27 protein-coding genes are annotated in these 24,010 nt (G+C 67.6%); 7 read left to right on the top strand and 20 right to left on the bottom strand.

Features of this window, described 5'->3' with window-relative positions; genetic code table 11:
• Positions 1-158 precede the first annotated feature (158 nt).
• From GRB96_RS01000 to radC, 8 genes are all read right to left on the bottom strand, one after another.
• Positions 159-1,184: a tryptophan--tRNA ligase gene (locus tag GRB96_RS01000; protein ID WP_161430037.1), complete on the bottom strand. Its 1,026-nt coding sequence runs from the start codon at positions 1,182-1,184 to the stop codon at positions 159-161.
• Between the two features lie 71 nt (positions 1,185-1,255).
• Positions 1,256-1,690 (bottom strand): acyl-CoA thioesterase, encoded by a 435-nt coding sequence (locus GRB96_RS00995; protein WP_161430036.1) that lies wholly within the window; start codon positions 1,688-1,690, stop codon positions 1,256-1,258.
• A 17-nt stretch (positions 1,691-1,707) separates the two neighbouring features.
• On the bottom strand, positions 1,708-2,040 hold the full coding sequence (locus GRB96_RS00990; RefSeq protein WP_161430035.1) for a putative signal transducing protein: 333 nt from the start codon (positions 2,038-2,040) through the stop codon (positions 1,708-1,710).
• 1 nt (position 2,041) lies between these two features.
• Complete coding sequence (locus GRB96_RS00985; protein WP_161430034.1) at positions 2,042-3,235, bottom strand: class I SAM-dependent rRNA methyltransferase; 1,194 nt, start codon at positions 3,233-3,235, stop codon at positions 2,042-2,044.
• A 16-nt stretch (positions 3,236-3,251) separates the two neighbouring features.
• Positions 3,252-4,082, bottom strand: coding sequence for a bifunctional DNA-formamidopyrimidine glycosylase/DNA-(apurinic or apyrimidinic site) lyase (gene mutM, locus GRB96_RS00980; protein WP_161430033.1), 831 nt, complete (start codon positions 4,080-4,082; stop codon positions 3,252-3,254).
• A gap of 103 nt (positions 4,083-4,185) precedes the next feature.
• Positions 4,186-4,341 carry a 50S ribosomal protein L33 gene (rpmG, locus tag GRB96_RS00975; RefSeq protein WP_021819788.1) on the bottom strand — a complete coding sequence of 52 codons (156 nt, stop codon included), beginning with the start codon at positions 4,339-4,341 and terminating at the stop codon, positions 4,186-4,188.
• 43 nt (positions 4,342-4,384) lie between these two features.
• A complete protein-coding gene (rpmB, locus tag GRB96_RS00970; RefSeq protein ID WP_023007520.1) occupies positions 4,385-4,621 on the bottom strand; it encodes a 50S ribosomal protein L28 in 237 nt (78 codons plus the stop codon).
• A gap of 299 nt (positions 4,622-4,920) precedes the next feature.
• The gene (gene radC / locus GRB96_RS00965; protein ID WP_161430032.1) at positions 4,921-5,595 is read right to left on the bottom strand and encodes a RadC family protein; all 675 of its coding nucleotides are present in this window, start codon (positions 5,593-5,595) and stop codon (positions 4,921-4,923) included.
• Between the two features lie 130 nt (positions 5,596-5,725).
• On the opposite strand from radC, the gene coaBC reads away from it, so the two are divergent.
• Genes coaBC through slmA form a run of 5 tightly spaced genes read left to right on the top strand, consistent with a single transcriptional unit; the run spans position 5,726 to position 10,505 of the window.
• Positions 5,726-7,015: a bifunctional phosphopantothenoylcysteine decarboxylase/phosphopantothenate--cysteine ligase CoaBC gene (coaBC, locus tag GRB96_RS00960; RefSeq protein WP_420841734.1), complete on the top strand. Its 1,290-nt coding sequence runs from the start codon at positions 5,726-5,728 to the stop codon at positions 7,013-7,015.
• Positions 7,016-7,043: 28 nt separating this feature from the next.
• Positions 7,044-7,511, top strand: coding sequence for a dUTP diphosphatase (dut, locus tag GRB96_RS00955; RefSeq protein WP_161430030.1), 468 nt, complete (start codon positions 7,044-7,046; stop codon positions 7,509-7,511).
• Between the two features lie 40 nt (positions 7,512-7,551).
• Positions 7,552-8,946, top strand: a complete 1,395-nt coding sequence (locus GRB96_RS00950; RefSeq protein ID WP_161430029.1) for a phosphomannomutase/phosphoglucomutase — start codon at positions 7,552-7,554, stop codon at positions 8,944-8,946.
• Between the two features lie 40 nt (positions 8,947-8,986).
• Positions 8,987-9,886 carry an acetylglutamate kinase gene (gene argB / locus GRB96_RS00945; RefSeq protein WP_161430028.1) on the top strand — a complete coding sequence of 300 codons (900 nt, stop codon included), beginning with the start codon at positions 8,987-8,989 and terminating at the stop codon, positions 9,884-9,886.
• Between the two features lie 7 nt (positions 9,887-9,893).
• Positions 9,894-10,505, top strand: a complete 612-nt coding sequence (slmA, locus tag GRB96_RS00940) for a nucleoid occlusion factor SlmA (RefSeq protein ID WP_161430027.1) — start codon at positions 9,894-9,896, stop codon at positions 10,503-10,505.
• Positions 10,506-10,657: 152 nt separating this feature from the next.
• Here slmA and rpoH read toward each other — a convergent pair whose 3' ends face one another.
• From rpoH to ftsY, 4 genes are all read right to left on the bottom strand, one after another.
• Positions 10,658-11,524, bottom strand: coding sequence for an RNA polymerase sigma factor RpoH (rpoH, locus tag GRB96_RS00935; protein WP_161430026.1), 867 nt, complete (start codon positions 11,522-11,524; stop codon positions 10,658-10,660).
• 121 nt (positions 11,525-11,645) lie between these two features.
• Positions 11,646-12,620, bottom strand: a complete 975-nt coding sequence (gene ftsX / locus GRB96_RS00930) for a permease-like cell division protein FtsX (RefSeq protein WP_161430025.1) — start codon at positions 12,618-12,620, stop codon at positions 11,646-11,648.
• Entirely contained in the window at positions 12,617-13,285 is a 669-nt protein-coding gene (gene ftsE, locus GRB96_RS00925) for a cell division ATP-binding protein FtsE (RefSeq protein ID WP_161430024.1), read from the bottom strand. The genes ftsX and ftsE overlap by 4 nt, the downstream gene beginning before the upstream one ends.
• The gene (gene ftsY, locus GRB96_RS00920; protein WP_161430023.1) at positions 13,282-14,655 is read right to left on the bottom strand and encodes a signal recognition particle-docking protein FtsY; all 1,374 of its coding nucleotides are present in this window, start codon (positions 14,653-14,655) and stop codon (positions 13,282-13,284) included. The genes ftsE and ftsY overlap by 4 nt, the downstream gene beginning before the upstream one ends.
• Before the next feature lie 90 nt (positions 14,656-14,745).
• On the opposite strand from ftsY, the gene rsmD reads away from it, so the two are divergent.
• Entirely contained in the window at positions 14,746-15,411 is a 666-nt protein-coding gene (gene rsmD, locus GRB96_RS00915) for a 16S rRNA (guanine(966)-N(2))-methyltransferase RsmD (protein WP_161430022.1), read from the top strand.
• A 97-nt stretch (positions 15,412-15,508) separates the two neighbouring features.
• Positions 15,509-15,703: a cell division protein ZapB gene (locus GRB96_RS00910; RefSeq protein ID WP_161430021.1), complete on the top strand. Its 195-nt coding sequence runs from the start codon at positions 15,509-15,511 to the stop codon at positions 15,701-15,703.
• Positions 15,704-15,717: 14 nt separating this feature from the next.
• Here GRB96_RS00910 and GRB96_RS00905 read toward each other — a convergent pair whose 3' ends face one another.
• The 8 genes from GRB96_RS00905 to GRB96_RS00870 form a co-directional block, all read right to left on the bottom strand.
• A complete protein-coding gene (locus GRB96_RS00905) occupies positions 15,718-16,266 on the bottom strand; it encodes a GNAT family N-acetyltransferase (RefSeq protein WP_240894107.1) in 549 nt (182 codons plus the stop codon).
• A complete protein-coding gene (locus GRB96_RS15720; RefSeq protein WP_161430020.1) occupies positions 16,256-17,074 on the bottom strand; it encodes a hypothetical protein in 819 nt (272 codons plus the stop codon). The genes GRB96_RS00905 and GRB96_RS15720 overlap by 11 nt, the downstream gene beginning before the upstream one ends.
• Complete coding sequence (locus GRB96_RS00895) at positions 17,071-17,379, bottom strand: BolA family protein (protein WP_161430019.1); 309 nt, start codon at positions 17,377-17,379, stop codon at positions 17,071-17,073. Before GRB96_RS00895 ends, GRB96_RS15720 begins: the two co-directional genes overlap by 4 nt.
• A gap of 88 nt (positions 17,380-17,467) precedes the next feature.
• On the bottom strand, positions 17,468-18,847 hold the full coding sequence (locus GRB96_RS00890) for an MFS transporter (protein WP_161430018.1): 1,380 nt from the start codon (positions 18,845-18,847) through the stop codon (positions 17,468-17,470).
• A gap of 74 nt (positions 18,848-18,921) precedes the next feature.
• Positions 18,922-19,308, bottom strand: a complete 387-nt coding sequence (locus tag GRB96_RS00885) for a hypothetical protein (RefSeq protein WP_161430017.1) — start codon at positions 19,306-19,308, stop codon at positions 18,922-18,924.
• Positions 19,309-19,551: 243 nt separating this feature from the next.
• A complete protein-coding gene (gene lysS, locus GRB96_RS00880) occupies positions 19,552-21,102 on the bottom strand; it encodes a lysine--tRNA ligase (RefSeq protein ID WP_161430016.1) in 1,551 nt (516 codons plus the stop codon).
• A 4-nt stretch (positions 21,103-21,106) separates the two neighbouring features.
• Positions 21,107-22,205, bottom strand: a protein-coding gene (gene prfB / locus GRB96_RS00875; RefSeq protein ID WP_143004396.1) for a peptide chain release factor 2 whose coding sequence is annotated in 2 segments (ribosomal slippage) — positions 21,107-22,129 and positions 22,131-22,205 — 1,098 coding nt in all. Because the reading frame shifts where the segments join, the coding sequence is not laid out codon by codon here.
• A gap of 199 nt (positions 22,206-22,404) precedes the next feature.
• Positions 22,405-23,757: an OmpP1/FadL family transporter gene (locus GRB96_RS00870; RefSeq protein ID WP_161430015.1), complete on the bottom strand. Its 1,353-nt coding sequence runs from the start codon at positions 23,755-23,757 to the stop codon at positions 22,405-22,407.
• Positions 23,758-24,010 lie beyond the last annotated feature (253 nt).

Raw genomic sequence — 24,010 nt, 5'->3', positions numbered from 1 at the left:
GAGCCCGATGGGCCGGCCATGTTAACGATCCCGAAAAAGCACGTAAAAGCATTTAAATGAAAGAATTGATTCCAAAAAAGAATATGTGCCACACGTCCCGCCCCCCAACGACAGCGGGCGCCCGAAGGCGCCCGCTGTCACGTCCGTCAGGTCGTGCCTCAGACGAAGCGCCCGAGCCCCGCAGCCTGGCGCAGGCGATCCATCAGCGGGGCGGCCTCGGCGCGGGCACGCTCGGCCCCCTTCAGCAGCACCTGTTCGATATGCCCCGGATCCTCCATCAGCGCCTGGTAGCGCTCGCGGGGCTCGCGCAGGTGCTCATCGAGGTATTCGAAGACGCGGTTCTTGGCCTCGCCCCAGCCGATGCCATTGGCGTACTCGTCACGCATGGCCGCGCTCTCCTCCACCGTGGCGAAGGCGGAGTAGATCTGGAACAGGGTGCAGGTATCCGGGTCCTTGGGCTCGCCGGGCTCCAAGGAGTTGGTCTTGATCTTGCGCACCAGCTTCTGCAGCTTCTTCGCGGAGACGAACAGCGGGATGGTGTTGTTATAGCTCTTGGACATCTTGCGTCCGTCCAGGCCACCCAGCACCTCCACCTTCTCGTCCACCGCCGCCTCGGGCAGGGTAAAGTACTGGCCCTTGTAGAGGTGGTTGAAGCGCCCGGCCATGTCCCGGGCCATCTCGATATGCTGGATCTGGTCACGCCCCACCGGCACCCGATTGGCGTTGAACATCAGGATGTCGGCGGCCATCAGCACCGGGTAGCCGAACAGGCCCATGGTGATGCCCTTGTCGGGATCCTGGTTGCCGGCGGCCTCGTTCTCCGCCACCGCCGCCTTGTAGGCGTGGGCGCGGTTCATCAGCCCCTTGGCGCAGACGCAGGAGAGCATCCAGGTCAGCTCGGGGATCTCGGGGATATCCGACTGCCGGTAGAAGATGGCGTTGTCGGTATCCAGGCCCAGGGCCAGCCAGGTAGCGGCGATCTCCAGGCGTGACTCCTGCACCCGGCGCGGGTCCTGGCACTTGATCAGCGCATGCAGGTCGGCGAGGAAGTAGTAGGACTGCACGTTGGGGTCCTGGCTCGCCTCGATGGCGGGCTTGATGGCACCGACGTAGTTGCCCAGGTGGGGGGTACCGGTGGTGGTGATGCCGGTAAGAACGCGGGTCTTCTCGGAAGCTGCACTCATGGGAAAAGCGGACTCTGCGGTTCGGAAATGGCCGCTATGGTAACGCGCGCACCCCGCCAAGGCGACCGGGGTCACTCGGCCACGGCCGCCTCGCCGTAGATCCGCCGATACTCCTCGGGCAGGCGCCGCGGGCGGCCGCTTGAGAGCTCGATGCAGGCGAAGCGGGTGCGCGCCCGCAGCAAGGTGCGGCCATCGGCGGGACGGATCAGCTGGAAGCTGCGGGTCAGGGTCAGGCGGCTGTCATCGGCGATGATCCAGGTGGCGAGCGCAAGGCGGTCGCCGGCGAAGGCCGGGGCCAGGTAATCCAGCTCGTGGCGGTGTACCGCCATGCCGCGATCCAGTTCCCGGTAGCGCGCCAGGGTGAGCCCCAGGGCGTCGGAGTGGGCCCAGCTCACCCGCTCGATCCAGCGCAGGTACTCGGCGTTGTTGGCATGGTCATACTCATCGATGGCCGCGGGCTCGACAACGAGTTCGATGACGAAGGGCTCGGGCAGATCCCACTCCATAAGACGCTCCTCGCATGTCAGGGGCTCGAATCACAGGGACGCAGCGCCCCGCAGTTCCAGCAGGCGTCGAACACGCGCTCCAGCGATTCGCCGCAGCCGGGGCAGCGCCAGGCCGGTGCCTCGCTCGCCCCGGCCAGGGCCTCGCGAATCAGCGCCTCCGCCCACTCGCGGTTATGCGGCTTCACCCACACCTCGGGCTCGCACTCCCCCAGCGGCAGCTCGCCGGCGCCGCCGCCGAGGGTCATGTTGCGCAGCTGTGCCGGGATCCCCGCCGCCTCGAGCAGGTTGCGCACATGGCTGACCAGCAGCGCATTGCTGTGGGCGAAGACCCGCACCGCCGCGTCCGCCATGTCAGTCCCGGAAGACCCGCACGCCCAGCGCCTTGAGGTAGCTGGTCTCGGGGATCGCCGGATGCACCGGGTGATCCGGCCCCTGATGGCCCTGGAAGAGGACCTGGCCATGGCGGTCCTGGTGGCGCACCGCACCGCGCACCACGTCCACCAGTCGCTCCGGCGCCAGGTGCATGGAGCACGAGGCGGAGAGCAGCAGGCCGTCACGCCCGAGCAGGCGCATCGCTTCGCGATTGAGCTTCGCGTAGGCGCGCTCGCCGTTGGGGATATCCTTGCGCTTCTTGATGAAGGCGGGCGGGTCGAGGATCACCACATCGAACTGCTCTCCCTCCGCCTTGAGGGCCGCCAGCGCCTCGAAGGCGTCGCCCTCGCCCACCGACACCTGCTCCTGGAGGCCGTTGAGCGCGGCATTCTCGGCGACCCGCTCGAGCGCCGGGGCGGAGGCATCCACGCAGAGCACCTCACTGGCACCGTGGGCCGCCGCCTGCACGCCCCAGCCACCCACATAGCTGAACAGGTCCAGCACCCGCTTGCCGGCCACGAACTGGTTGAGCCAGGCGCGGTTGGCGCGGTGGTCATAGAACCAGCCGGTCTTCTGGCCGTCGAGCACCGGAGCGGCGAAGCGCACGCCGTTCTCCTCCAGCAGCACGGGATCACTCACCTCCCCCTTGGCCACCTCCACGACGCGCTCGAGGCCCTCCTGGCGGCGCCCCGAGGTGTCGTTGCGCAGCACCACGGTAGTCGGCGAGAGCACCTTGTCCAGGGCGTCGAGCAGCTCGGGGAGGGCCGCCTGCATGCCGGCGGTATTGAGCTGCACCACCAGCGTATCGCCGAAGCGGTCGATCACCAGCCCCGGCAGCAGGTCGCCCTCGCCGTGCACCAGCCGGTAGTAGGGCGCGGCGAACAGGCGCTGGCGCAGCGCCAGCGCCTGGTTGAGCCGATGCACCAGCAGCGAACGGTCGAGGCCCTGCTTGGGGTCCCGGGAGACCAGCCGAGCACAGATCAGCGAGTTGGGATTGACGTAGGCCACGCCCATGGCCTTGCCGTTGGCGGCCTCCACCACCACCTGCGCCCCGGCCTCCAGCCCCTTGAGCGGGGTCGCATCGGTGTCGATCTCGTTGGAGTAGAGCCACAGGTGGCCGGCCTTGAGGCGGCGGTCGGCGTTCTTCTTCAGGCGCAGTGAGGACAGGGTCATGGGTCTCTCCGGGGAATCAGGTCTGGCAGTGGGGGCAGTAGACACTGGCCCGCTGCCCGAGGGTAATGAGGCGCAGCTCGGCGCCGCAGCGGCGGCAAGGCTGGCCGTGGCGGCCATAGACATTGAGCCGCTGCTTGAAGTAGCCGGGCTCGCCGGTGCCGCCGACGAAGTCACGCAGGGTGGTGCCGCCCTGGGTAATGGCCGCGGCCAGCACCTCCTTGGCGGCGGCGGCCAGGCAAGCATAGCGCTCGGCCGAAATGCGCCCGGCGGCACGGCGCGGGTCGATGCCGGCCATGAACAGCGCCTCGGAGGCGTAGATATTGCCTACCCCCACCACCACGGTGTTGTCCATCAGGAAGGGCTTGACCGCGACCCGACGCCCGCGGGAAAGCCGGTAGAGCCGTTCGCCATCGAAGGCCGCCGAGAGCGGTTCAGGCCCCAGGTGCGCCAGGCGCGAATCCTGCTCGGGGCAACCGGCCAGCCAGTCGACGAAGCCGAAGCGGCGCGGGTCGTGGTAGCGCAGGATGGCGCCGTCGTCGAGCACCAGGTCGAGGTGATCATGCTTCCTGGGGAGTTCGCCGAGACGCGCGATACGCAGGCTTCCGGACATGCCCAGATGCCACAGCAGGGTGGCCCCGGCGGCCTCTCCCCCGGAGAGGGGCAGCAGAAGGTACTTGGCGCGTCGGGCCAGCGTACCGATGCGCGCGCCCACCAGCCGCTCGGCCAGGTCGCCGGGCACCGGCACGCGCAGGCGGGGCTGGCGTACGATCACCTCGCCGATCTCGCGGCCCTCGACATGGGGCGCGATACCGCGGCGGGTGGTTTCGACTTCGGGAAGTTCGGGCATCGACGGCGGTCTCTGCGGCTGCCTCAGAAACGCCTGAACCCGGCTGAGGAGTCAGCCGGGTTCAGGTCAACAGGCTTGAACACCTGCGGAAGAGGATCAAGGCTTACTTGATCTTGGCTTCCTTGTACATCACGTGCTTACGGACGACCGGATCAAACTTCTTCATCTCCAGCTTGTCCGGAGTGTTCCGCTTGTTCTTGTCGGTGGTGTAGAAGTGGCCGGTACCGGCGCTAGACACCATTCTGATCTTGTCACGCATGACTACTTGCTCCCCTTTAATGAATCGCTAGAAAGCGAATCGCTTAGACGGCTTCGCCGCGCTTGCGGATATCGCCGAGTACCGCCTCGATACCCTTCTTGTCGATGATGCGCATGCCCTTGGAAGAGACGCGCAGCTTGACGAAGCGGTTCTCGGACTCCACCCAGAAACGGTGGGTGTGCAGGTTCGGCAGGAACCGGCGGCGAGTCTTGCGCTGGGAGTGTGAAACGTTGTTACCAGTCACCGGGCGCTTGCCGGTAACCTGACATACTTTGGACATGGGAGCCTCCAACCACTGGCCAGGTGTTCAATCACCTGTTGTGTTCAAAACCTGTCGGGCAAACCGGGAGATCCCGTGACATTTGACCCAAGGGAATTCAAAGGCTGCACTTTATACCAGAGACCGCCTCGCCGGACAAGCCCGGAGCGCAAGGGCATGACATGCCCCGCGACGGCGAGTGCGACGCGAAAGGCGACTGACGGTGGGCAGGCGCTTGGCAGGCGACCCCGATTTGCGGGGTCAGGCGCAGCCGAGGCGGCATTATAGAGGAAGTGGCGCCCCGCGTCATGCCCCGCTGACTATAACCACCCGCGTTCGGCGAAGGAGACAACCTCGCCATCCCCCACCACGAAATGGTCGAGCACGCGGATCTCGAAGAGCCCCAATGCCTCACGCAGCCGTTCGGTGATGCGCCGGTCGGCATCACTGGGCTCGGCCACGCCGGAGGGGTGGTTGTGGGCGAGGATCAGTGCCCCGGCACCGAGCTCCAGGGCGCGGCGAGCCACCTCGCGGGGATAGACGGAGGCGCTGTCCAGGGTGCCGCGGAACAGTGACTCGTAGCGGATCACCCGGTGCTGGGTATCGAGGAACAGCGCGGCAAACTCCTCGTGCCCGAGATGGCGCAGCTGGCTGGAGAGATAGGCACGCACCAGGGTCGGCGAGGTGAGCGCCTCCCCCCGCGCCAGCTGGCTGGCCAGGTGGCGCCGCGACAGCTCCAGGGTCGCCTGGAGCTGCACGTACTTGGCATCCCCCATGCCCCGCGCCGCACAGAAGCGCTCGCGCTCGGCCTCCAGCAACTGGCGCAGGCCACCGAACTCCAGCAGCAGGTCACGCGCCAGGTCCACCGCCGAGCGGCCCTGCACGCCCACCCGCAGGAAGATCGCCAACAGCTCGGCATCCGAGAGCGCCTCCGCGCCCAGCGCCAGCAACTTCTCCCTGGGGCGCTCACCCTCCGGCCAGTCCCTGATCGACATCGCCACCCTCCCACTCTTCTCCCGCACGCCGAGTCTCCTCAGTGTAGCCACTCTTCCGGCATGGCCGGCCCGGCTACGCAAGGTCGGGCGCCGATGGTAAGGTAGGCGGCTGATAACAGCGCCCTGGGACATGCCCATGTCATCGCCATCCGGACCCACGACAGGCCGACGCGTGCTGCTCGGCATCAGCGCCGGCATCGCCGCCTACAAGAGCGCCCTGCTCGCCCGCCTGCTCAAGCAGGCGGGCTGTGACGTGCGGGTCGTCATGACCCAGGGCGCCCAGTCCTTCATTACCCCGCTGACCCTTCAGGCACTGACCGGCGAGACGGTGCGCACCTCGCTGCTCGACCCCGAGGCCGAAGCCGGGATGGGGCACATCGAGCTGGCCCGCTGGGCCGACACCATCCTGATCGCCCCCGCCACCGCCGACCTGATGGCGCGGCTGGCCGCCGGCATGGCCGACGACCTGCTCACCACCCTGTGCCTGGCCAGCGACGCCGAGAAGGTGATGGCCCCGGCCATGAACCAGGCGATGTGGGCCCACCCGGCGACGCAGCGCAACACCGCCCGGCTCGCCGAGGACGGCTGGCGCCTGCTGGGGCCGGACAGCGGCGATCAGGCCTGCGGCGATGTCGGTCCTGGGCGCATGCTGGAGCCCGAGGCGATCCTCGAGGCCCTGCGGGTGGCGGAGGGGGCCGCGGACACCGACAAGGGTCCCGCTTCGGGCCTGACCATCACCATCACCGCAGGCCCCACCCGGGAGCCGCTGGATCCGGTGCGCTACCTATCCAACCACAGCTCCGGCAAGATGGGCTACGCCCTGGCCGAGGCCGCCGCGGCGCTGGGCGCCCGGGTCAAGCTGATCAGTGGTCCGGTGGCCTTGGCCTGCCCGACCGGCGTGGAGTGTCTCGAGGTGGAGACGGCCCGCGAGATGCACGCCGCCGCCCAGCAGTTGGCACCCGAGAGCGACCTTTTCATCGGCTGTGCCGCGGTGGCCGACTACCGCGCCGAGACGGCAGCCGAGCACAAGATCAAGAAGGTGGAGGGCGAGGACGCCCTGACCCTGCGCCTGGTCAAGAACCCCGACATCATCGCCGCGGTGGCCGCCCTGCCCGAGGCCAGCCGGCCGCTGGTGGTAGGCTTCGCCGCCGAGACCCGGGACGTGGAGCGCTACGCCCGGGACAAGCTCGCCCGCAAGGGGCTGGACATGGTCGTCGCCAACGACGTCTCTTGCGAGGGCCTCGGCTTCGGCGCCGACGACAACGCCGCCGTGCTGCTATGGCGGGCTGGGCCCCGTCAATCGTCGCCGAAGGGCGACGATCTCGGCCGCGACGCCTTCCCTCCACAGCCCAAGGCGCGGCTCGCCGAGGCGATCCTGCGCCGCGCCCTGGCCTGCCTCGCCGACCGGCAGTCCCGCTGACCCACACGACCGATTTCCAGGAAACCCGATGCCCGCTTCCGCCACTCCCCCGCGCCTCGCCGTGAAGCTCCTCGACGAGCGCCTGCGCGACCACCTGCCCCGCTACGCCAGCGAAGGCTCCGCCGGCATGGACCTGCGCGCCCTGCTCGAGGCCCCGCTGACCCTGGCCCCGGGCCAGTGCGAGCTGGTGCGCACCGGGCTCGCCGTGCATATCGCCGACCCGGGCCTCGCCGGCCTGGTCCTGCCGCGCTCGGGGCTGGGCCACAAGCACGGCATCGTGCTCGGCAACCTGGTGGGGCTGATCGACTCCGACTACCAGGGCGAACTGATGATCTCGGTCTGGAACCGCGGCGCGACCGACTTCACCGTCGAGCCCTTCGATCGCCTGGCACAGTTCGTGCTTGTCCCCGTGGTGCAGGCCGCGCTCGAGGTGGTAGACAACTTCGACGCCAGCCAGCGTGGCAGCGGCGGCTTCGGCAGCTCCGGCCGCCACTGATGTTGAGTCCCGCGACGCTATTCACAGGAAAAGGATAACCATGACAGCCGACACCCAGACCGTTCCCGCCTCCATCTTCCGCGCCTACGATATCCGCGGCATCGTCGATGACACCCTTACCGAGGACAGCGTCGAGCTGATCGGCCGCGCCATCGGCAGCGAGGCCGCCGCCCGCGGCGAGTCCACCGTGGTGGTCGCCCGCGACGGTCGCCTCTCCGGCGAACGCCTCAAGGACGCCCTGGTGCGCGGTCTGACCGCCGCCGGTCGCGACGTCATCGACGTCGGCATGGTGCCCACCCCGGTGCTCTACTTTGCCACCCATGCGCTGGACGGCACCGCCTCCGGGGTGATGGTCACCGGCAGCCATAACCCGCCGGACTACAACGGCTTCAAGATCGTGCTTGGCGGCGAGACCCTCTCCGGCGAGGCGATCACCGCCCTGCACACCCGTATCGTCGGGGGCGAACTGAGCACAGGCCAGGGCAGCGTGCGCGAGGTGGACGTGCGCGACGCCTACCTGGCGCGCATCCTGGCCGACGTGCGCCTGGCCCGCCCGCTGAAGGCGGTGGTGGACTGCGGCAATGGCGTGGCCGGCGAGCTCGGCCCACAGCTGGTGGAGAAGCTCGGCGTCGAGACCCTCCCGCTGTTCGCCGAGATCGACGGCACCTTCCCCAACCACCACCCGGACCCGGGCAAGCCCGAGAACCTGCAGGACCTGATCCGCGTGGTGCAGGAGAGCGGCGCCGATATCGGCCTGGCCTTCGACGGTGATGGCGACCGCCTCGGCGTGATCACCCCCTCCGGCCGCCTGATCTACCCCGACCACCTGATGATGGCCTTCGCCGAGGACATGCTGGAGCGCAACCCGGGCGCCAAGGTGATCTTCGACGTCAAGTGCACCGGCAACCTGGCCCGGGTGATCGATGAGGCCGGCGGCGAGCCCGAGATGTGGCGCACCGGCCACTCGCTGATCAAGGCGCGCATGAAGGAGACCGGCGCCCTGCTGGCCGGCGAGATGAGCGGCCACATCTTCTTCAAGGAGCGCTGGTACGGCTTCGACGATGGCCTCTACGGCGCCGCCCGCCTGCTGGAGATCCTCTCCCGCCAGGAGATGGATGCCGACGCCTTCTTCGACCGTTACCCCCAGGACAAGGGCACCCCGGAGATCAACATCACCGTCACCGACGAGACCAAGTTCGACCTGGTGGCACGCCTGGCCCGCGAGGGCGACTTCGGCGAGGAGGGGGTCAAGACCACCCTCGACGGCATCCGCGTCGACTACCCCGACGGCTGGGGCCTGTGCCGCGCCTCCAACACCACGCCAGTGCTGGTGCTGCGCTTCGAGGGCAAGGACGACGCCGCCCTGGCCCGCATCCGCGGCCGCTTCGCTGACGCCCTCACCCAGGTGTCACCCGACCTCGAACTGCCCCTCTAAGGGGCGGTTCATCGCATAGACAGGAGAGGGAACCCGACCGATGACCGAACAGACCCGCGACCCGCGCCTTGTGGTGGAGGTACTCTCCGAGGCGCTGCCCTATATCCAGCGCTTCTCCGGCAAGACCGTGGTGGTGAAGTACGGCGGCAACGCCATGACCGAGGACACCCTGATCGACTCCTTCGCCCGCGACATGGTGCTGATGAAGGAGGTCGGCATCAATCCGGTGGTGGTCCACGGGGGCGGTCCGCAGATCGGCGAGCTGCTCAAGAAGCTCAACATCGAGTCACGCTTCGTCAATGGCATGCGGGTCACCGATGCCGAGACCATGGACGTGGTGGAGATGGTGCTGGGCGGCCTGGTCAACAAGGGCATCGTCAACCTGATCAACCAGTGCGGCGGCAAGGCGATCGGCCTCACCGGCAAGGACGGCGCCCAGATACGTGCCCGCCAGCTCAAGGTGGTGCACCAGAGCCCGGAGATGACCGTCCCCGAGATCATCGACATCGGCCATGTCGGCGAGGTGGAGCATATCTCCACCGACCTGATCGAGATGCTCGCCGAGCGCGACTTCATCCCGGTGATCGCCCCCATCGGCGTCGACGCCGAGGGCCACAGCTACAACATCAACGCCGACCTGGTGGCCGGCAAGGTGGCCGAGGCGCTCGGTGCCGAGAAGCTGATGCTGCTGACCAACGTGGCCGGCCTGATGGATGGCTCCGGCGAGGTGGTGACCGGCCTGACCACCGCCCAGGTGGATGCGCTGATCAGTGACGGCACCATCCACGGCGGCATGCTGCCCAAGATCCGCTGCGCCCTGGAGGCGGTGAAGGGTGGCGTCGCGAGCGCCCATATCATCGACGGCCGGGTGCCCCACGCCACCCTGCTGGAGATCTTCACCAACGCCGGGGTCGGCACCCTGATCACCGACGAAAGCTGACCACACCATGACGCAGGCAACTCCCACCCCTAGTCGCCGCGAGCAGATCCTGCAGGCACTGGCCTTGATGCTGGAAGAGGACAGCGGCAAACGCATCACCGTGGCCGCCCTGGCAAAGCAGGTCGGCGTCACCGAGGCCGCGCTCTATCGCCACTTCCCCAGCAAGGCACGCATGTTCGAGAGCCTCATCGAGTTCATCGAGGAGACCCTGTTCGCCCGTATCGGGCGCATCCTGGAAGAGGAGCACGAGGCACTGCCGCGCTGCGCGGCGCTGCTGACCCTGCTGCTGAGCTTCGCCGAGAAGAACCCCGGTCTCTCACGGCTGCTCGACGGCGGCGTGCTCACCGGCGAGACGGCGCGCCTGCGAACCCGCATCCACCAGCTGTTCGAGCGGCTCGAGACCCAGCTCAGGCAGGTCCTGCGCGAGGCCGAGCTGCGCGAGGGGCGCCGCCCCAGCCTGCCCGCCTCCGCCGCCGCCAACCTGCTGCTGGCCACCGCCGAAGGGCGCATCAGCCAGTACGTGAGGAGCGATTTCCGCCGCCGCCCCACCGAGTACTGGGAGGACCAGTGGGGGCTGCTCTCGGCACAGCTGCTCCGGGAGAGCCCGCAGCCGGCCTGACAGGCGCTAGGAGCAAGGAGCAAGGAGCAAGGAGCAAGTCAGGCTGGCCTGAACCAGAAGGAGCAAGCCAAGGGGTTCCCTTGCAGCTTGCTCCTCGATACTTCATGGCGGGCTCAGCCGCCCACACCAGACACCAGGCGCCCTGCCGTGGGTCATGCCACCAAGGCGTCGCCGATCTGCTGCTTGATCTTTTTCATGGCGTTCTTCTCGAGCTGTCGGATACGCTCGGCGGAGACACCGTAGACATCGGCCAGGTCGTGCAGGGTCGCCTTGGGCTCGCTGAGCCAGCGACGCTGCAGGATATCCCGGGAGCGCTCGTCCAAGGCCTCCATGGCCTGCTGCAGGCGGCGCGTGGAGTCGCCCTCCCAGTCGCTCGCCTCGAGCTGGGTCGCCGGATCGGCGGAGGCGTCGTCCAGATAGTGCACCGGCGCCTGCCAGCTGCTCTCGTCATCCTCGCCGGGAGCCGCATCGAAGCCGGCATCGTGGGAGGAGAGCCGACCTTCCATCTCGCGCACCACCTCGGGCTTGACGTCGAGGTCCTTGGCGATCGCCTCGACCTCGTCGCTGTTGAGCCAGGCCAGGCGCTTCTTGGCGCTGCGCAGGTTGAAGAACAGCTTGCGCTGGGCCTTGGTGGTGGCGATCTTCACGATACGCCAGTTGCGCAGCACGAACTCGTGGATCTCGGCCTTGATCCAGTGCACGGCAAAGGAGACCAGTCGCACGCCCTGATTGGGATCGAAACGCTTGACCGCCTTCATCAGGCCGACATTGCCCTCCTGGATCAGGTCCGCCTGGGGCAGGCCATAGCCGGAGTAGCTGCGGGCAATATGCACGACGAAGCGCAGGTGCGACAGCACCAGGCGGCGTGCCGCCTCCAGATCGCCCTCATCATGCAGTCGGAAGGCCAGCTCACGCTCCTCGTCGGAGGAAAGCATGGGAATGCCATTCACCGCCCGGATATACCCGTTGAGGTCGTGCCCCGGGGAGAGTTGGCCCACCGGAAGAAGACTGTTGCTCATGTGCAGGATGTCTCCTCAATCAGCCCATGTGTGTCTTGGCGTGCGGCTCTTCAGACGCCAGGAACATCGAAAAGTTCCGCGAGGCCCGTGGCCTTGGAGCCATCGACGCGCTGGCCTGGCCTCAGCGCGGCTTCACCTCCGCGAGGTGGCGACTGACCGCGATCCAGGCACCTAACCAGCCCAATAGTATACTACAGCCGACCAGGGTGGCGGAACCGCCCGCCCCCAGCCGGGGCAGGCTGAAACTGGCACCGTAGCTGGCCGCAAGCGCCGAGACCGGTGCCGCCAGCCACTCCCCGCCCAGGGTCAGCAGCGCCCAGGCCAGCAGGCCGCCGCCCAGGCCATACCAGGCGCCGCTGTAGAGGAAGGGGCGGCGCACGAAGCCATGCGTGGCGCCGATCAGGGTGATCACCTCGATCTCCTTCCGGCGACTCTCCACCGCCAGGCGGATGGTATTGCCCACCACCAGCAGCACTCCCCCACCGAACAGCACCGCCAGCGCCAGCGCCACGCGCTGCCCCAGTTCGGCCAGGCTGCGCAGGCGTTCGATCCAGGCCATGTCCAGGCGCACCTCCTCCACTCCGGACAGCGCCCCCAGCGTCTCGGCCAGCTCCCGCACTGCATCCGGTGCCGGAGCCTCGGGGGTCACCACCACGCTGGCCGGCAGAGGGTTGTCGTCGAGGCGCGCCAGGGCGTCCGTGAGCCCCAGCGCCTGCTGAAACTCCGCCATGCCCTCGGCGGCGGTGATCAGCCGGGTGCGGGCTACGCCGGGCTGGGCCCCCAGGGCCTCCTCGATGCGTCCCGCCTCGCCATCATCGACCCCCGGGGCGAGGTAGGCGGTGAGGGTCGCGCTCTCGGTGAGCTCGGCGTCGAGCAGCCGTGCGCTGTCCAGGGTCAGCCACAGCGCCGCCGGCAGCACCAAGGCGATGGCGATGGCGAGCATGGTCACCAGGCTGCCGATGGGCGTCCGCAGCAGCCGCCGGGCACTGTCCAGGGCCATGGCCCGATGGTGGCGCAGCCAGCCGCGGAAGCGGCTCGATGAACGCGTGCGGTGAGTGCGAGCGCCGCGAGGGGGCGGAGCGGGAGAACGGCTCATGCGGCCTCCTGGTCACCCACCAGGCGCCCCTCGCGCAGGCGCAGGGTGCGATGGTGGAGTCGGGCGATCAGCGCCAGGTCGTGGCTGGCGATCATCACCGTGGTGCCGATGCGGTTGAAGTCCTCGAACAGCGCCATGATATCGGCGGAGAGCTGGGGATCGAGGTTGCCGGTGGGCTCGTCGGCCAGCAGCAGGGCCGGCTTGTTGACCACCGCCCGGGCGATCCCGACGCGCTGCTGCTCGCCGCCGGAAAGCTCGATGGGCAACGCCTTCTCGCGGTGCAGCAACCCCACCTTGTCGAGTGCCGCTCGCACCCGGCGCGCCGCCTCGCGGGGCTCGACGCCCTGGATCGCCAGGGGCAGCGCCACATTGTGGAAGATCGAGCGGTCGTAGAGCAGCTGGTGATCCTGGAAGACCACGCCGATCTGGCGACGATAGAAGGGCACCTGGCTGGGATGGAGCCGGTCGATATCGTGGCCAGCAACCAGGATTCGCCCCCGGGAGGGGCGCTCCAGGCGCATGATCAGACGCAGCAGTGAGCTCTTGCCGGCTCCGGAGTGGCCGGTCAGGAACAGCATCTCGCCACGCCGCACGCGGAAATCGAGGTTGGCGAGGGCATCGAAGCGACCGCCATAGCGCTTGCCGACGTGCTCGAAGACGATCATCCCTGGGCGTCGTCCCTCTCGCGGTCGAACAGGGCATCGACGAACTCGCCGGCCACGAAGGGGCGCAGGTCGTCCAGGGACTCACCGACCCCGATGAAGCGGATCGGAATACCCAGCTGCTTGGCCAGGGCGAAGATGATGCCGCCCTTGGCGGTGCCGTCGAGCTTGGTCAGCGTGACCCCGGTGATCGGCACCGCCTCGTGGAAGGTGCTGGCCTGGGAGAGGGCGTTCTGACCGGTACCGGCGTCGAGCACCAGCATCACCTCGTGGGGTGCTGCGGCGTCGAGCTTGCCCATCACCCGATGGACCTTCTTGAGCTCCTCCATCAGGTGCGCCTTGTTGTGCAGGCGCCCGGCGGTATCGGCGATCAGCACATCGACACCGCGGGCCTTGGCGGCCGCCACGGCGTCATAGACCACCGAGGCGCTGTCGGCGCCGGTGTGCTGGGCGATCACCGGTACCTTGTTGCGCTCGCCCCACACCTTGAGCTGCTCCACCGCGGCGGCTCGGAAGGTGTCGCCGGCGGCCAGCATCACGCTGCGCCCCTCGCGCTGGAAGCGCTGGGTCAGCTTGCCGATGGTGGTGGTCTTGCCCACGCCGTTGACGCCAACCACCAGGATGACGAAGGGCCCCTCCCCCTTGGGCGGCAGCACCAGGGGATGGCTCACCGGCTCGAGCATGATGGCCAGCTCCTCCTGCAGGGCGCGGTAAAGTGCCTCGCTATCCTTGAGCTCCTTGCGCGAGACCCGCTCGGTCAGGCGATCGATGATCTCGGTGGTGGCCTCGATGCCCACGTCCGCCATCAGCAGCTGGGTCTCGAGGTCCTCCATCAGGTCGTCATCGATCTGCTTCCGGCCCAGGAACAGGTCGGCCAGGCCGTCGGTCAGGTTGGCGCGGGTCTTGCCGAGGCCCGAGCGGATGCGAGCGAACCAGCCCTTCTTCTCGCCGGCGACCGGCTTCTCCTGCAGCGCGGTCCGGGGCGGCTCGGGCTCGGGCTCGGGCTCGGGCTCGGGCTCGGGCTCGGGCTCGGGCTCGGGCTCGGGCTCGGGCTCGGGCTCGACAGCAGTCTGCTGCTCAGGGACATCGGGGGCAACGCCTGCTGCCTGGTCGCCCCCTGCATCAGGTGCCACTTCGACCTCGGGCTCCGGCTGACGCGCTGCAGCGCCGTCCTCCGCGACGCTCTTGTCGAGGGGCTCCTCGGCCGTCTCGGCGTGCGGTGGCTCGGCCCGGCCCTCGGGCTCACCGTCACGCTCCCCCTCGGCGGAGCCTTCACCCTCATCGGCAGGCGGGGCGGTCTCGTCCTGGAGGTCATGCTCCTCCCGGGTCGCCTCTTGCTCCTGCTTCTTCTTGCGCTTGAAAAAACCGAACATGGACAGAATCAGCCTCGCGGATGAACGAATCGCCACATCCTACCACTGCCCACCATGACTGTGGACAAGCCGCCCGTTACAATCCTCGCCATGACTCGACGCCACCCACGCTCACGCCGTTCAGGCAAGCCCGCCACCGCCCGCCAGCACGGCGGCAAGGACACCGGCCACCGGAGTGCCGGCCGCCTGCGCATCATCGGCGGCGACTACCGCCGCCGACTGCTGCCGGTACTCGACAGCCCCGGGCTGCGGCCCACGCCCGACCGGGTCCGCGAGACCCTGTTCAACTGGCTGGCAGCGACCCTGCCCGGCGCCCGGGTTCTGGACCTCTTCGCCGGCACCGGCTCCCTCGGCCTGGAAGCCCTCTCGCGAGGCGCCCGGGAAGCCACCTTCGTGGAGCGCGATGCCCGGGTCTCCGACCAGCTCACCGCGAACCTCGCCACCCTGGGGGCAGCGCCGCGCGGGCGGGTCGTCAACGCCGATGTTGCCACCTTCCTGGCCGGCACGCCCTGCCCCGCCAGCCTGGTCTTCCTCGACCCGCCCTTCCGCCAGGGCCTGGCGGAGCCTTGCTGCGCCGCTCTGGAGGCGGGCTGGCTGGCGAACGACGCCTTCATCTACCTGGAGACCGAGGCCGGACTCGACCCGCAGATCCCCGCCGGCTGGCAGCTGCACCGCGAGGTGCAGGCCGGCGACAGCCACGGCCGGCTCTACCGCCGTGACACTGGAGTGATGTCGCCGCCCGACGACGCTTGCTGAGCCGGTAGCTCGGCGTTACGCTGCTGGCCTGGAACGCCCGCCACGGGCCCCGGCTCGGCCGCAAGGACCACCCGGAACGACACCTCAGGAGAACAGGATGAGCATCGAACTCTTCAACCGGCTCGAACAGAAGGTCACCAGTGCCGTGGAGGCTCTGGAGCTGCTGAAGATGGAAGCCGAAGAGCTGCGCGAGGAAAACAGCCGCCTGAAGCAGGAGCGCGAGGAGTGGGAGCGCCGCCTAACCGCCGTGCTGGGCAAGCTGGACGAGCTGGATGGCGACAGCCAGGGCTGAGCCGCCGAGCGGACTCACCCCAGCGCCAGCGACATCAGCAGCGCATCTTCCCTAACCGCCCCGGCCTGCCGGGGCGGTGGCGTGTCCGGGGCATGCAACGAGGACGAGTCACGACTCGGCAGTAGCGGATAGTAGCCGCGACGAATGCCATCCTCGCGAAAGCCCGCCGCACGATAGAGCGCTATGGCCGGGGCATTGCCCGCCCGCACCTCCAGCAGCAGCCGCTCGCTGCCCCAGTCACGGGCCTGGTCGGCCACCACGGAGAGCAGCTGCCGGGCGAGCCTCTGGCCCCGCAACGCCTCGTCCACCAGGATCGCCTGCAGCTCCGCCTCGAAGGGCAGCCGGGCCACGGCGGCATAGCCCAGCAGTTCATCACCCATCGGGGCATCGCCGGCCATCAGGCCGTAGACAGCCGTGGCGGGGTCGGCCAGGGCTGTCTTCCACTGCGCCTCGGAGCCGCCCACAGGCCAGCCATGAGCCGCCTCCAGCGGCGCCACCGCCGGGAGGTCGGCCTCCGTCAGGCGCACCAGCATCGGCTTCTTCCCGCGCTTGCTAGCGTTCATCCGGCACTTCCCCTGCCGCGTCTCGCCACGCCTCGCCCAGCTCCAGCAGCTGCGGCAGCAGCGCGCGCTTGGCATCGGCACTGGCGGAGAGCTCGCTCAGTGACGGCGCCTGCCAGGCTGGCAGGTCGAACAGCGGGCAGTGCCCCGCCTCGAACGACAGCACCCGGTCCAGGGTGTCATCCTGGCCGAACATCAGCAGCCGGCGTGGCGCCCAGCCGCGCCGGCTGGCCCCCGCGATGAAGGCCTTCAGGCCCTCGCGGGCCTCCTCCAGCGGCTCATGCACCGGCAACCCCTCCTGCAGCGGCCAGCGAAAGTCCTGGAAGACCGGCAGTGGCGAATCGATGCCCGCTGCCCGCAGCAGGTTGGCGAGCAGCATCAGCTGGGGACGCCCCGGCGCCTGTTCGCCCGGCAGCACCAGCAGCCAGCGCCCTTCCAGGCAGGCGACCTGGAAGGCGAAGCGCAGCGCCTCTCCCGGCGCCTGCGCGGCAGGTCCTGCCGTCTCGGCCCCGCTGTCGGGTTCTGGCGAAGTCGGGATATCCCCCAGCAGGGCCGCTCGCGCCTTGCCCGGTCGCGGCGGGCGCACGGCACGCTCCTGGGCGGGGGCCTCCGGCCGGGGGGCAGCAGGCTGCTCCCGCGCTTCCTCGAGAAGGGCATGCAGGCGCTCGCCGTGATCGGCCTCGGGGGCGGCTTCGGGCAGCTCCCAGTCGCAGGCCGGGGTGCTGCGCGCGTTGGGCAGCACATAGCGTGATACCCAGGCGGTCAGACCCATCGCCTCCAGGTACTGGAGGCGCTGCGGTTCGCTGGTCACCGCCCGCCGCCCTGGCAGTCGGGGGAGTCGGGGCGCGCCTGGCCGCTGGCCTCCCACTCCTGCGGCGTGTAGAGGTGCAGGGCCAGGGCATGCACAGGGCCAGCCAGCTCGTCGGCCAGCAGGGAGTAGAGCTGCTGGTGACGCTTGACCGGCATCAGCCCCGCGAAGCGCTCGCTGACCAGGGTGACCTTGAAGTGGGTCTCGGAGTTGGGCGGCACGGCGTGCCGATGGCTCTCGTTCTCCACCTGCAGAAAGGCGGGCTCGAGGGCCTTGAGCTTCTCTTCGATGCTTGACTGGATGCTCATGGCGGCTTCCCGAAGTGGTGAAGTGAAGGCCCCATTGTACTCGCTATCGGCGGCGCGAACGATGCGCCTGGGTCGCGCGCGCTCGTCGCTACTCGCCCCGGGCGGCGGCAAGCGGGACCCGCAGCAGGCTGAACAGCAAGGCGATCAGGGTGGTCAGCGCGCCCAGCCACAGCGTCGCCTGCACCGCCACGCCGGCGGCCAGGAAGGCACCCACCAGGGCCACCCCCAGCGACTGCCCCACGGTGCGCGAGGTGCTCATGGCCCCGGAGGCATTGGCACTGCGCGCGGCGGGCACGCTGCCGATGAGTTCGCGGTTGTTGGGCGGCTGGAAGAGCCCGAAGCCCAGCCCGCACAGCGCCATGCGCCACAACACCTCGACCACCCCGGCCTCGGCATCTAGCCGGGCCAGCGCGGCGAGGCCGACCATCAGCAGGGTCAGGCCCAGCGAGGCCAGCAGAGTCGGGTTCATCCGGTCAGCCAGCCGGCCCGCCAGCGGCCCCACCAGCATGATCGCCAGCGGCCAGGGAGTGAACAGCCAGGCGGTCTCCAAGGGCGAGAAGCCCATCTGCTGCTGGAACAGGAAGGAGAGTGCCACGAAGGCGAGCCCCTGGCCCACGAAGGCGCTGCCCTGGGCGGCCAGCGCCAGGCTGAAGCGCCGCTCGGCGAAGATCGCCAGCGGCAGCAGCGGATGGGTGGCACGCCGCTGGCGACGCAGGAACAGCAGCGCCGCGACCAGGCTGCTGCCCAGCCACGCCACCAGCGCCCAGACCGGCATGCCATGCCCGAGGCCATCCATGGCAACGAAGAAGCCGCCGAGCATGGCCACCGAGAGCAGCGCCCCCTGCCAGTCGAAGCCGCCGGGACGTGCCGACTCGCGGGGCAGCGCCCGCCAGGCCAGCACCACCGCCACCCCACCCAGCGGCAGATGCAGGGCGAACAGCCAGGGCCAGTCGGCCACCGAGAGCAGCAGCCCGCCGATGGCCGGGCCGGCGGCATAGCCGCCCGCCACCACCATGGCGGAGAGCCCCAGGGCACTGCCCAGCAGCCGCGTGGGAAAGATCTGTCGGTAGATCGAGGGGCCGATGGAGAGGGTCGCCGCCGCCCCCAGCCCCTGCAGGGCCCGGAACAGCAGCAGTGACTCGAGGCTGGTCGAGAGCGCACTGCCCAGTGCCGCCAGGGCGAAGACCGCGACGCCGGCCACGTAGAGTCGACGCCGGCTGAGCAGCTCGCTCAAGGCGGCGAATACCAGCAGGAAGGCGGCACAACTGACCTGGAAGAGGTTGGTGACCCACACCACCCGGGAGGCGGAGACCTCGAGGCTCCTGGCGATGGAGGGCAACGCGATATTGACCATGGTGGTGTCCACCACCGCCATCAGGGTACCCAGGATCAGCGCCAGCACGGCCAGGCGCCGCTCGGGTCCCGGCAGGCCATCGTCGCCGGGGCGCGTCTCGAAGAGTCGACTCATTCCATGTTCCGTCGGGGTTCGTCAAAAAAGAAACCGGCCGAAGCCGGTTTCTCCTGGATACTGCGAGTCGACCGTCAGTCCTGATCGGTCTCCAGCAGCAGGCTGTCGTCGATCTCAGAGATCTCCAGTGCCGCCTCGTTGTCGAGGTCGATGGCCAGATAGCTGTGCTCGAGCTGCAGGAAGCGCTGGAACAGCGACCAGTCGATGGTCTCGGGCCACTGCCGCTCGTCCTCTTCCCAGGCGCGCAGCTCGGTCTCGAGGATCTCGAGATAGCGCTCGCGCACGAAGCCCTGCAGGGCCTCCGGGGTGTCCATCTCGGGAATCAGGTAGACGGTGCTCTCGCGCTCGACGTCGGCCAGCGTCAGGTCGTCGTCGCCGAGGGTGGGCTCGAGCCCGTTGATCCAGTCCACGAAGTGCTGGGTCGGGCGGACGCTCAGGGCAGAGCGATTGAGCAGTTTCATGGTGGTCTCCTCGACGTCGAAACGACCGCCATTATGGGCGCTGTCTGCAGTGTTTACCAATGCTTCCCTCTTACAGACCAGGACAGCCGCTGTTGCCCATGCGCGAGGGAGCGCCGGGGGTAGGCCGAAGAGGAGGTCCTACGCCAGGGATGGCGTCGGTAGCGCCCAGGGAGGGGTTCACAGCGCCTCCTCGGAGGCCTACCCCCGGATCAGCCCCGAGCGCTTCCGCCATCGACGCAAATGTCAGTCCACCTCGGGCCGCATGGCCGGGAACAGCAGGACATCGCGGATCGAGGCGCTGTCGGTGAGCAGCATCACCAGGCGGTCGATACCAATGCCCTCGCCGGCGGTGGGCGGCAGGCCATACTCGAGCGCGCGCACATAGTCGGCATCGTAGTACATCGCCTCGTCGTCGCCGGCCTCCTTCTCCGCTACCTGTTCGCGGAAGCGCTCGGCCTGATCCTCGGCATCGTTGAGCTCAGAGAAGCCGTTGGCGATCTCGCGGCCGCCGACGAAGAACTCGAACCGCTCGGTGACGAAGGGATTGGCGTCCTTGCGGCGCGCCAGCGGGCTGACCTCGGTGGGGTACTCGGTGATGAAGGTGGGCTGCTGCAGGCGATGCTCCACGGTCTTCTCGAAGATCTCGATCTGGATCTTGCCCAGGCCCCAGCCATCCTTGACGTCGATATCCAGACGCTCGGCGATCTGGCGCGCCGCGGCCTCATCGGCCAGCGCATCGGCATGGATCTCGGGGTTATATTCGAGAATCGAGTCGAACACGGTCAGACGGCGCAGCGGCTGGCCGAAGTCGTACTCGAAATGCTCCAGCACCTCGCCGTCGCGGTTGCGCACGGTGTTGACCACGGTGGTGGTGCCCAGCACCTCGCGAGTCAGGGTGCGCAGCATCTCCTCGGTGAGGTCCATCAGGTCATGGTAGTCCGCGTAGGCCTGATAGAACTCGATCATGGTGAACTCGGGGTTGTGACGCGTGGAGAGCCCCTCGTTGCGGAAGTTGCGGTTGATCTCGAAGACCTTCTCGAAGCCGCCCACCACCAGGCGCTTGAGATAGAGCTCCGGTGCGATGCGCAGGTACATGTCCTGGTCCAGCGCATTGTGGTGGGTGACGAAGGGGCGCGCCGTGGCGCCGCCGGGAATCGCCTGCAGCATGGGGGTTTCAACCTCCATGAAGCCGCGCGCCTCGAAGAAGCGGCGCATGGCGCTGATCACTCCGGCACGGGTCTCGAACACCTGACGCGAGTCGGGGTTCATGATCAGGTCCACATAGCGCTGACGGTAGCGCGCTTCCATGTCGGTGAGGCCGTGGAACTTGTCGGGCAGCGGACGCAGGCTCTTGGTGAGCAGCACCGCATCCTCCATCATCACGTAGAGGTCGCCCTTGCCCGACTTGTGCACCGGGCCACGCCCCGCGACGATATCGCCGATATCCCAGCCCTTGATCTCCTCGAGGGTCTCGGCGGGCAGCCCCTTCTTGTCGACATAGAGCTGGATCTGGCCGCTGACGTCCTGGATGACGATGAAGGGGCCACGCTTGCGCATGATGCGCCCGGCCACGCCGGCCTGACGGTTCAACGCCTCGAGCTCGGCCTTGTCCTTGTCGCCCAGCGCCGCGTTGAGCTCGGCGGCATGGCTGTCACGACGGAAGTGGTTGGGAAAGGCGCTCTCGCCTTGCGCGGCGGCCCGCTCGCGGCGCGCCGCCAGCTTCGCGCGACGCTCGGCGATCAGGCGGTTCTCGTCGTTCTGGGGGCTGTCCGGGGTGGGGCTCTCGTTGGCCATTTCGCTACAATCCTTGCTTTAGGCTGGCGACGATAAACTGGTCTAAATCACCATCCAGCACCTTGTCACAGTTGCTGGTCTGCACGCCGGTGCGCAGGTCCTTGATACGCTGGTCATCCAGCACGTAGGAGCGGATCTGGCTGCCCCAGCCGATGTCCGACTTGGAGTCCTCGGCCTCCTGCTTGGCGGCGTTGCGCTTCTCCATCTCGTGCTCCCACAGCCTCGCCTTGAGCTGCTTCATGGCGAAGTCGCGGTTGGCGTGCTGACTGCGCTGGCTCTGGCAGGCCACCACGATACCGGTGGGCTCGTGGGTGATGCGCACCGCCGAGTCGGTGGTGTTGACGTGCTGGCCGCCGGCACCACTGGAGCGGTAGGTATCGACCCGCAGGTCCGAGGGATTGATCTCCACCTCGAAGCTGTCGTCGATCTCCGGTGACAGGAACACCGAGGCGAACGAGGTATGGCGGCGGCCACCGGAGTCGAAGGGACTCTTGCGTACCAGGCGGTGCACGCCAGTCTCGGTGCGCAGCCAACCGAAGGCGTGGTCGCCCTGGATATGCAGGGAGGCCGACTTGATGCCCGCCACCTCGCCGGCGGAGAGCTCGGTGATCTCCGCCTTGAAGCCGTGGTGCTCGGCCCAGCGCAGGTACATGCGCAGCAGCATGTTGGCCCAGTCCTGAGCCTCGGTGCCGCCGGAGCCCGCCTGGATGTCGAGGTAGGCGTTGTTCTCGTCCATCTCGCCGGAGAACATGCGCCGGAACTCGAGCTTCTCGAGGCTCGCCCTGAAGCCCTCCAGTTCCTTCTCCACCTCGGCGACGGTGCCCTCGTCCTCCTCCATCTCGGCCAGTTCCAGCAGGTCGCGGCTGTCGCCGAGGCCCTGGTCCAGCTCGTCGATGGTGGCGACGATAAGCTCCAGGGAGGCCCGCTCCTTGCCCAGCTTCTGGGCATAGTCCGGATCATTCCAGACGTTGGGATCCTCGAGCTCGCGGGTGACTTCCTCTAGCCGATCCTTCTTCTCGGCATAGTCAAAGATACCCCCTCAGGACATCTGTCCGCTCAGACAGGTCCTTGATGAGGTTGTGAATCGGGTTGGTTTCCAGCATGGGGCGTCTCGCCTGAATCTGCGGTGGACGTACGGCCGCCGCGGCACCGGCGAGAGGCCGGCGCCGCGGCGGCACGGAAAAGACATCCATTGTAGCGAAAGCCGCGCCGAGTCGCATCCACTCGCCGCGCCCTCCCGGCCCCTAGCGCAGGGAACCCGGCCGCAGCCGGGTTCCCTGGATACGCCGTGCTGGCTGCCGCTCAGAAGCGGTAGGTCAGCTGAGCGCCGAAGCCATGGGCCTCGTTCTTGTAGTCGGCAGAGTAGGTGGCACCACCAACCGGAACGCCACCAGTTTGCTGACTGGCCAACAAGTCGGCACGATCCTGCTCGACATGTGTGCCGCGCTCAGTTAGATAAGAGTACGCGAAGTCCAGTGTCAGGTTGTCAGTAGGTGTCCAACCAGCACCCAGTGAAAAGATACGGCGGTCATCAGACGGGATACGCACGCTGCGATACTCGTCGTTGGTCGGCGAGTTATCGATGGAGAGACCCGCACGAAGTGCCAACTGGTGATTGAGCTGATATTCGCCACCGACGGCGAATGCCCAGGCATTCGAGTAGTTCTGTGTCTCCTTTGTGATCTGCTCACCCTGATTATTGACCACCAGAATCTGGTCGAACTGGCTCCAACGTGTCCAGGAGGCACCAAACATCAGCTTGAGGCGGTCTGTCATCTGCTGAGTAATGGAGAAGTTGGCGGTTTCCGGCGTAGTCAGATCAAGGTTGGCATCATCGGCGCGAACCACATTCCCCATCGGATCATAGGCACGAAAATCACCGGTCAGAGTGTAATCCACCTTGGAGCGATAGGTGAGGCCCAACGTGGTCTCCGGAACCGGTTGATAGATCACCCCGAGGTTATAACCCCAGCCGTCATCGTCGCCATCGACACGTGAGTCAATATCGCCGGCAGGATCATAAGCGGCACTGCTCGGCAGTTGACGGCGAAGTTCGCCCTCCACCTGGTTATAGGTGATGCCAGCACCGACAGACCACTTATCATTGAAGCGATAAGAAACCGTCGGTTGTGCGCTCATCACCGTCACTTCAGTATAGTTGCCAAAGTAGCGACCCTGGAAATCATCCTCGTAATCGGTCTTGGAGCCGAAGGGCGCATAGACACCAAACCCGAAGGCCAGCTTGTCAGTCAATGGCTGGGCATAGAACGCATAGGGAACCAGTGTGCCGGGCACCATATCGCCATCATTGCCTCCCGGAATCTCGCCTACTGGCACCTGCATACCTGCAGGCGCGCCCCCCTGAGCGACACCAGCATCCAGCATTTTTTGAGCCTGAACGTTCTTGATTTCGGTCTTAACATTCAAATAGGTACCACCCGCCGATACCTGAGCCCGGTCCAGGAACGACATCCCCGCCGGGTTGCCGAAGACGATGGTGGCGTCGTTGACATTGGAGCTGCGCCCGGCGTGGCCATAGCCTTGGCCACTGACGCTCTGCTCGTTGATCTGGTAGCCGCCGGCCTGGGCCTGGCTGGCGAAGGCGGCAGCCGCCACGGCGGCGGCGAGGGTCAGGCGGTTGAACTTGTTCTTCATGGATCCATCCCTTGCGGTGCTGTTATGACGTTGGCGCCGGCGTAGCCTCTCGCGGAGGCTGGCGCGTGCCCCTCCCTTTTCGCGTATGCCAACGAGCGTTTCAACCCCAAACGAGCGTTTTAATGCTGAAAACGCTAATACTTTGGTCGCACAGTTGTTTGAAGTCATGAACTTTCATGGAGTTACCTCTCACCGGTCCCGTAACGAATCGGCACATTCCGGCAGCCTGTGAATGCCTTGACCTTTGGGTAAC

Source organism: Halomonas alimentaria (genome assembly GCF_009902005.1).
GTDB lineage: Bacteria > Pseudomonadota > Gammaproteobacteria > Pseudomonadales > Halomonadaceae > Halomonas > Halomonas alimentaria.
This window is presented reverse-complemented; position numbering and strand designations above follow the sequence as displayed.

What these genes read in the sequence shown, in the direction of transcription:
- GRB96_RS00990 (WP_161430035.1), bottom strand. Translation starts at nt 2,040, where the DNA reads ATGGCGGACGCGGCGGTGCGGGTCTTCGCCCACAGCAATGCGCTGCTG.
- GRB96_RS00995 (WP_161430036.1), bottom strand. Translation starts at nt 1,690, where the DNA reads ATGGAGTGGGATCTGCCCGAGCCCTTCGTCATCGAACTCGTTGTCGAG.
- mutM (WP_161430033.1), bottom strand. Translation starts at nt 4,082, where the DNA reads ATGCCCGAACTTCCCGAAGTCGAAACCACCCGCCGCGGTATCGCGCCC.
- ftsY (WP_161430023.1), bottom strand. Translation starts at nt 14,655, where the DNA reads ATGTTCGGTTTTTTCAAGCGCAAGAAGAAGCAGGAGCAAGAGGCGACC.
- dut (WP_161430030.1), top strand. Translation starts at nt 7,044, where the DNA reads ATGCCCGCTTCCGCCACTCCCCCGCGCCTCGCCGTGAAGCTCCTCGAC.
- GRB96_RS00890 (WP_161430018.1), bottom strand. Translation starts at nt 18,847, where the DNA reads ATGAGTCGACTCTTCGAGACGCGCCCCGGCGACGATGGCCTGCCGGGA.
- GRB96_RS01000 (WP_161430037.1), bottom strand. Translation starts at nt 1,184, where the DNA reads ATGAGTGCAGCTTCCGAGAAGACCCGCGTTCTTACCGGCATCACCACC.
- slmA (WP_161430027.1), top strand. Translation starts at nt 9,894, where the DNA reads ATGACGCAGGCAACTCCCACCCCTAGTCGCCGCGAGCAGATCCTGCAG.
- argB (WP_161430028.1), top strand. Translation starts at nt 8,987, where the DNA reads ATGACCGAACAGACCCGCGACCCGCGCCTTGTGGTGGAGGTACTCTCC.
- coaBC (WP_420841734.1), top strand. Translation starts at nt 5,726, where the DNA reads ATGCCCATGTCATCGCCATCCGGACCCACGACAGGCCGACGCGTGCTG.
- GRB96_RS00910 (WP_161430021.1), top strand. Translation starts at nt 15,509, where the DNA reads ATGAGCATCGAACTCTTCAACCGGCTCGAACAGAAGGTCACCAGTGCC.
- GRB96_RS00905 (WP_240894107.1), bottom strand. Translation starts at nt 16,266, where the DNA reads ATGAACGCTAGCAAGCGCGGGAAGAAGCCGATGCTGGTGCGCCTGACG.
- GRB96_RS00885 (WP_161430017.1), bottom strand. Translation starts at nt 19,308, where the DNA reads ATGAAACTGCTCAATCGCTCTGCCCTGAGCGTCCGCCCGACCCAGCAC.
- rpmG (WP_021819788.1), bottom strand. Translation starts at nt 4,341, where the DNA reads ATGCGTGACAAGATCAGAATGGTGTCTAGCGCCGGTACCGGCCACTTC.
- GRB96_RS00895 (WP_161430019.1), bottom strand. Translation starts at nt 17,379, where the DNA reads ATGAGCATCCAGTCAAGCATCGAAGAGAAGCTCAAGGCCCTCGAGCCC.
- radC (WP_161430032.1), bottom strand. Translation starts at nt 5,595, where the DNA reads ATGTCGATCAGGGACTGGCCGGAGGGTGAGCGCCCCAGGGAGAAGTTG.
- ftsX (WP_161430025.1), bottom strand. Translation starts at nt 12,620, where the DNA reads ATGAGCCGTTCTCCCGCTCCGCCCCCTCGCGGCGCTCGCACTCACCGC.
- GRB96_RS00985 (WP_161430034.1), bottom strand. Translation starts at nt 3,235, where the DNA reads ATGACCCTGTCCTCACTGCGCCTGAAGAAGAACGCCGACCGCCGCCTC.
- ftsE (WP_161430024.1), bottom strand. Translation starts at nt 13,285, where the DNA reads ATGATCGTCTTCGAGCACGTCGGCAAGCGCTATGGCGGTCGCTTCGAT.
- rpmB (WP_023007520.1), bottom strand. Translation starts at nt 4,621, where the DNA reads ATGTCCAAAGTATGTCAGGTTACCGGCAAGCGCCCGGTGACTGGTAAC.
- rpoH (WP_161430026.1), bottom strand. Translation starts at nt 11,524, where the DNA reads ATGAGCAACAGTCTTCTTCCGGTGGGCCAACTCTCCCCGGGGCACGAC.
- GRB96_RS00950 (WP_161430029.1), top strand. Translation starts at nt 7,552, where the DNA reads ATGACAGCCGACACCCAGACCGTTCCCGCCTCCATCTTCCGCGCCTAC.
- GRB96_RS00870 (WP_161430015.1), bottom strand. Translation starts at nt 23,757, where the DNA reads ATGAAGAACAAGTTCAACCGCCTGACCCTCGCCGCCGCCGTGGCGGCT.
- rsmD (WP_161430022.1), top strand. Translation starts at nt 14,746, where the DNA reads ATGACTCGACGCCACCCACGCTCACGCCGTTCAGGCAAGCCCGCCACC.
- lysS (WP_161430016.1), bottom strand. Translation starts at nt 21,102, where the DNA reads ATGGCCAACGAGAGCCCCACCCCGGACAGCCCCCAGAACGACGAGAAC.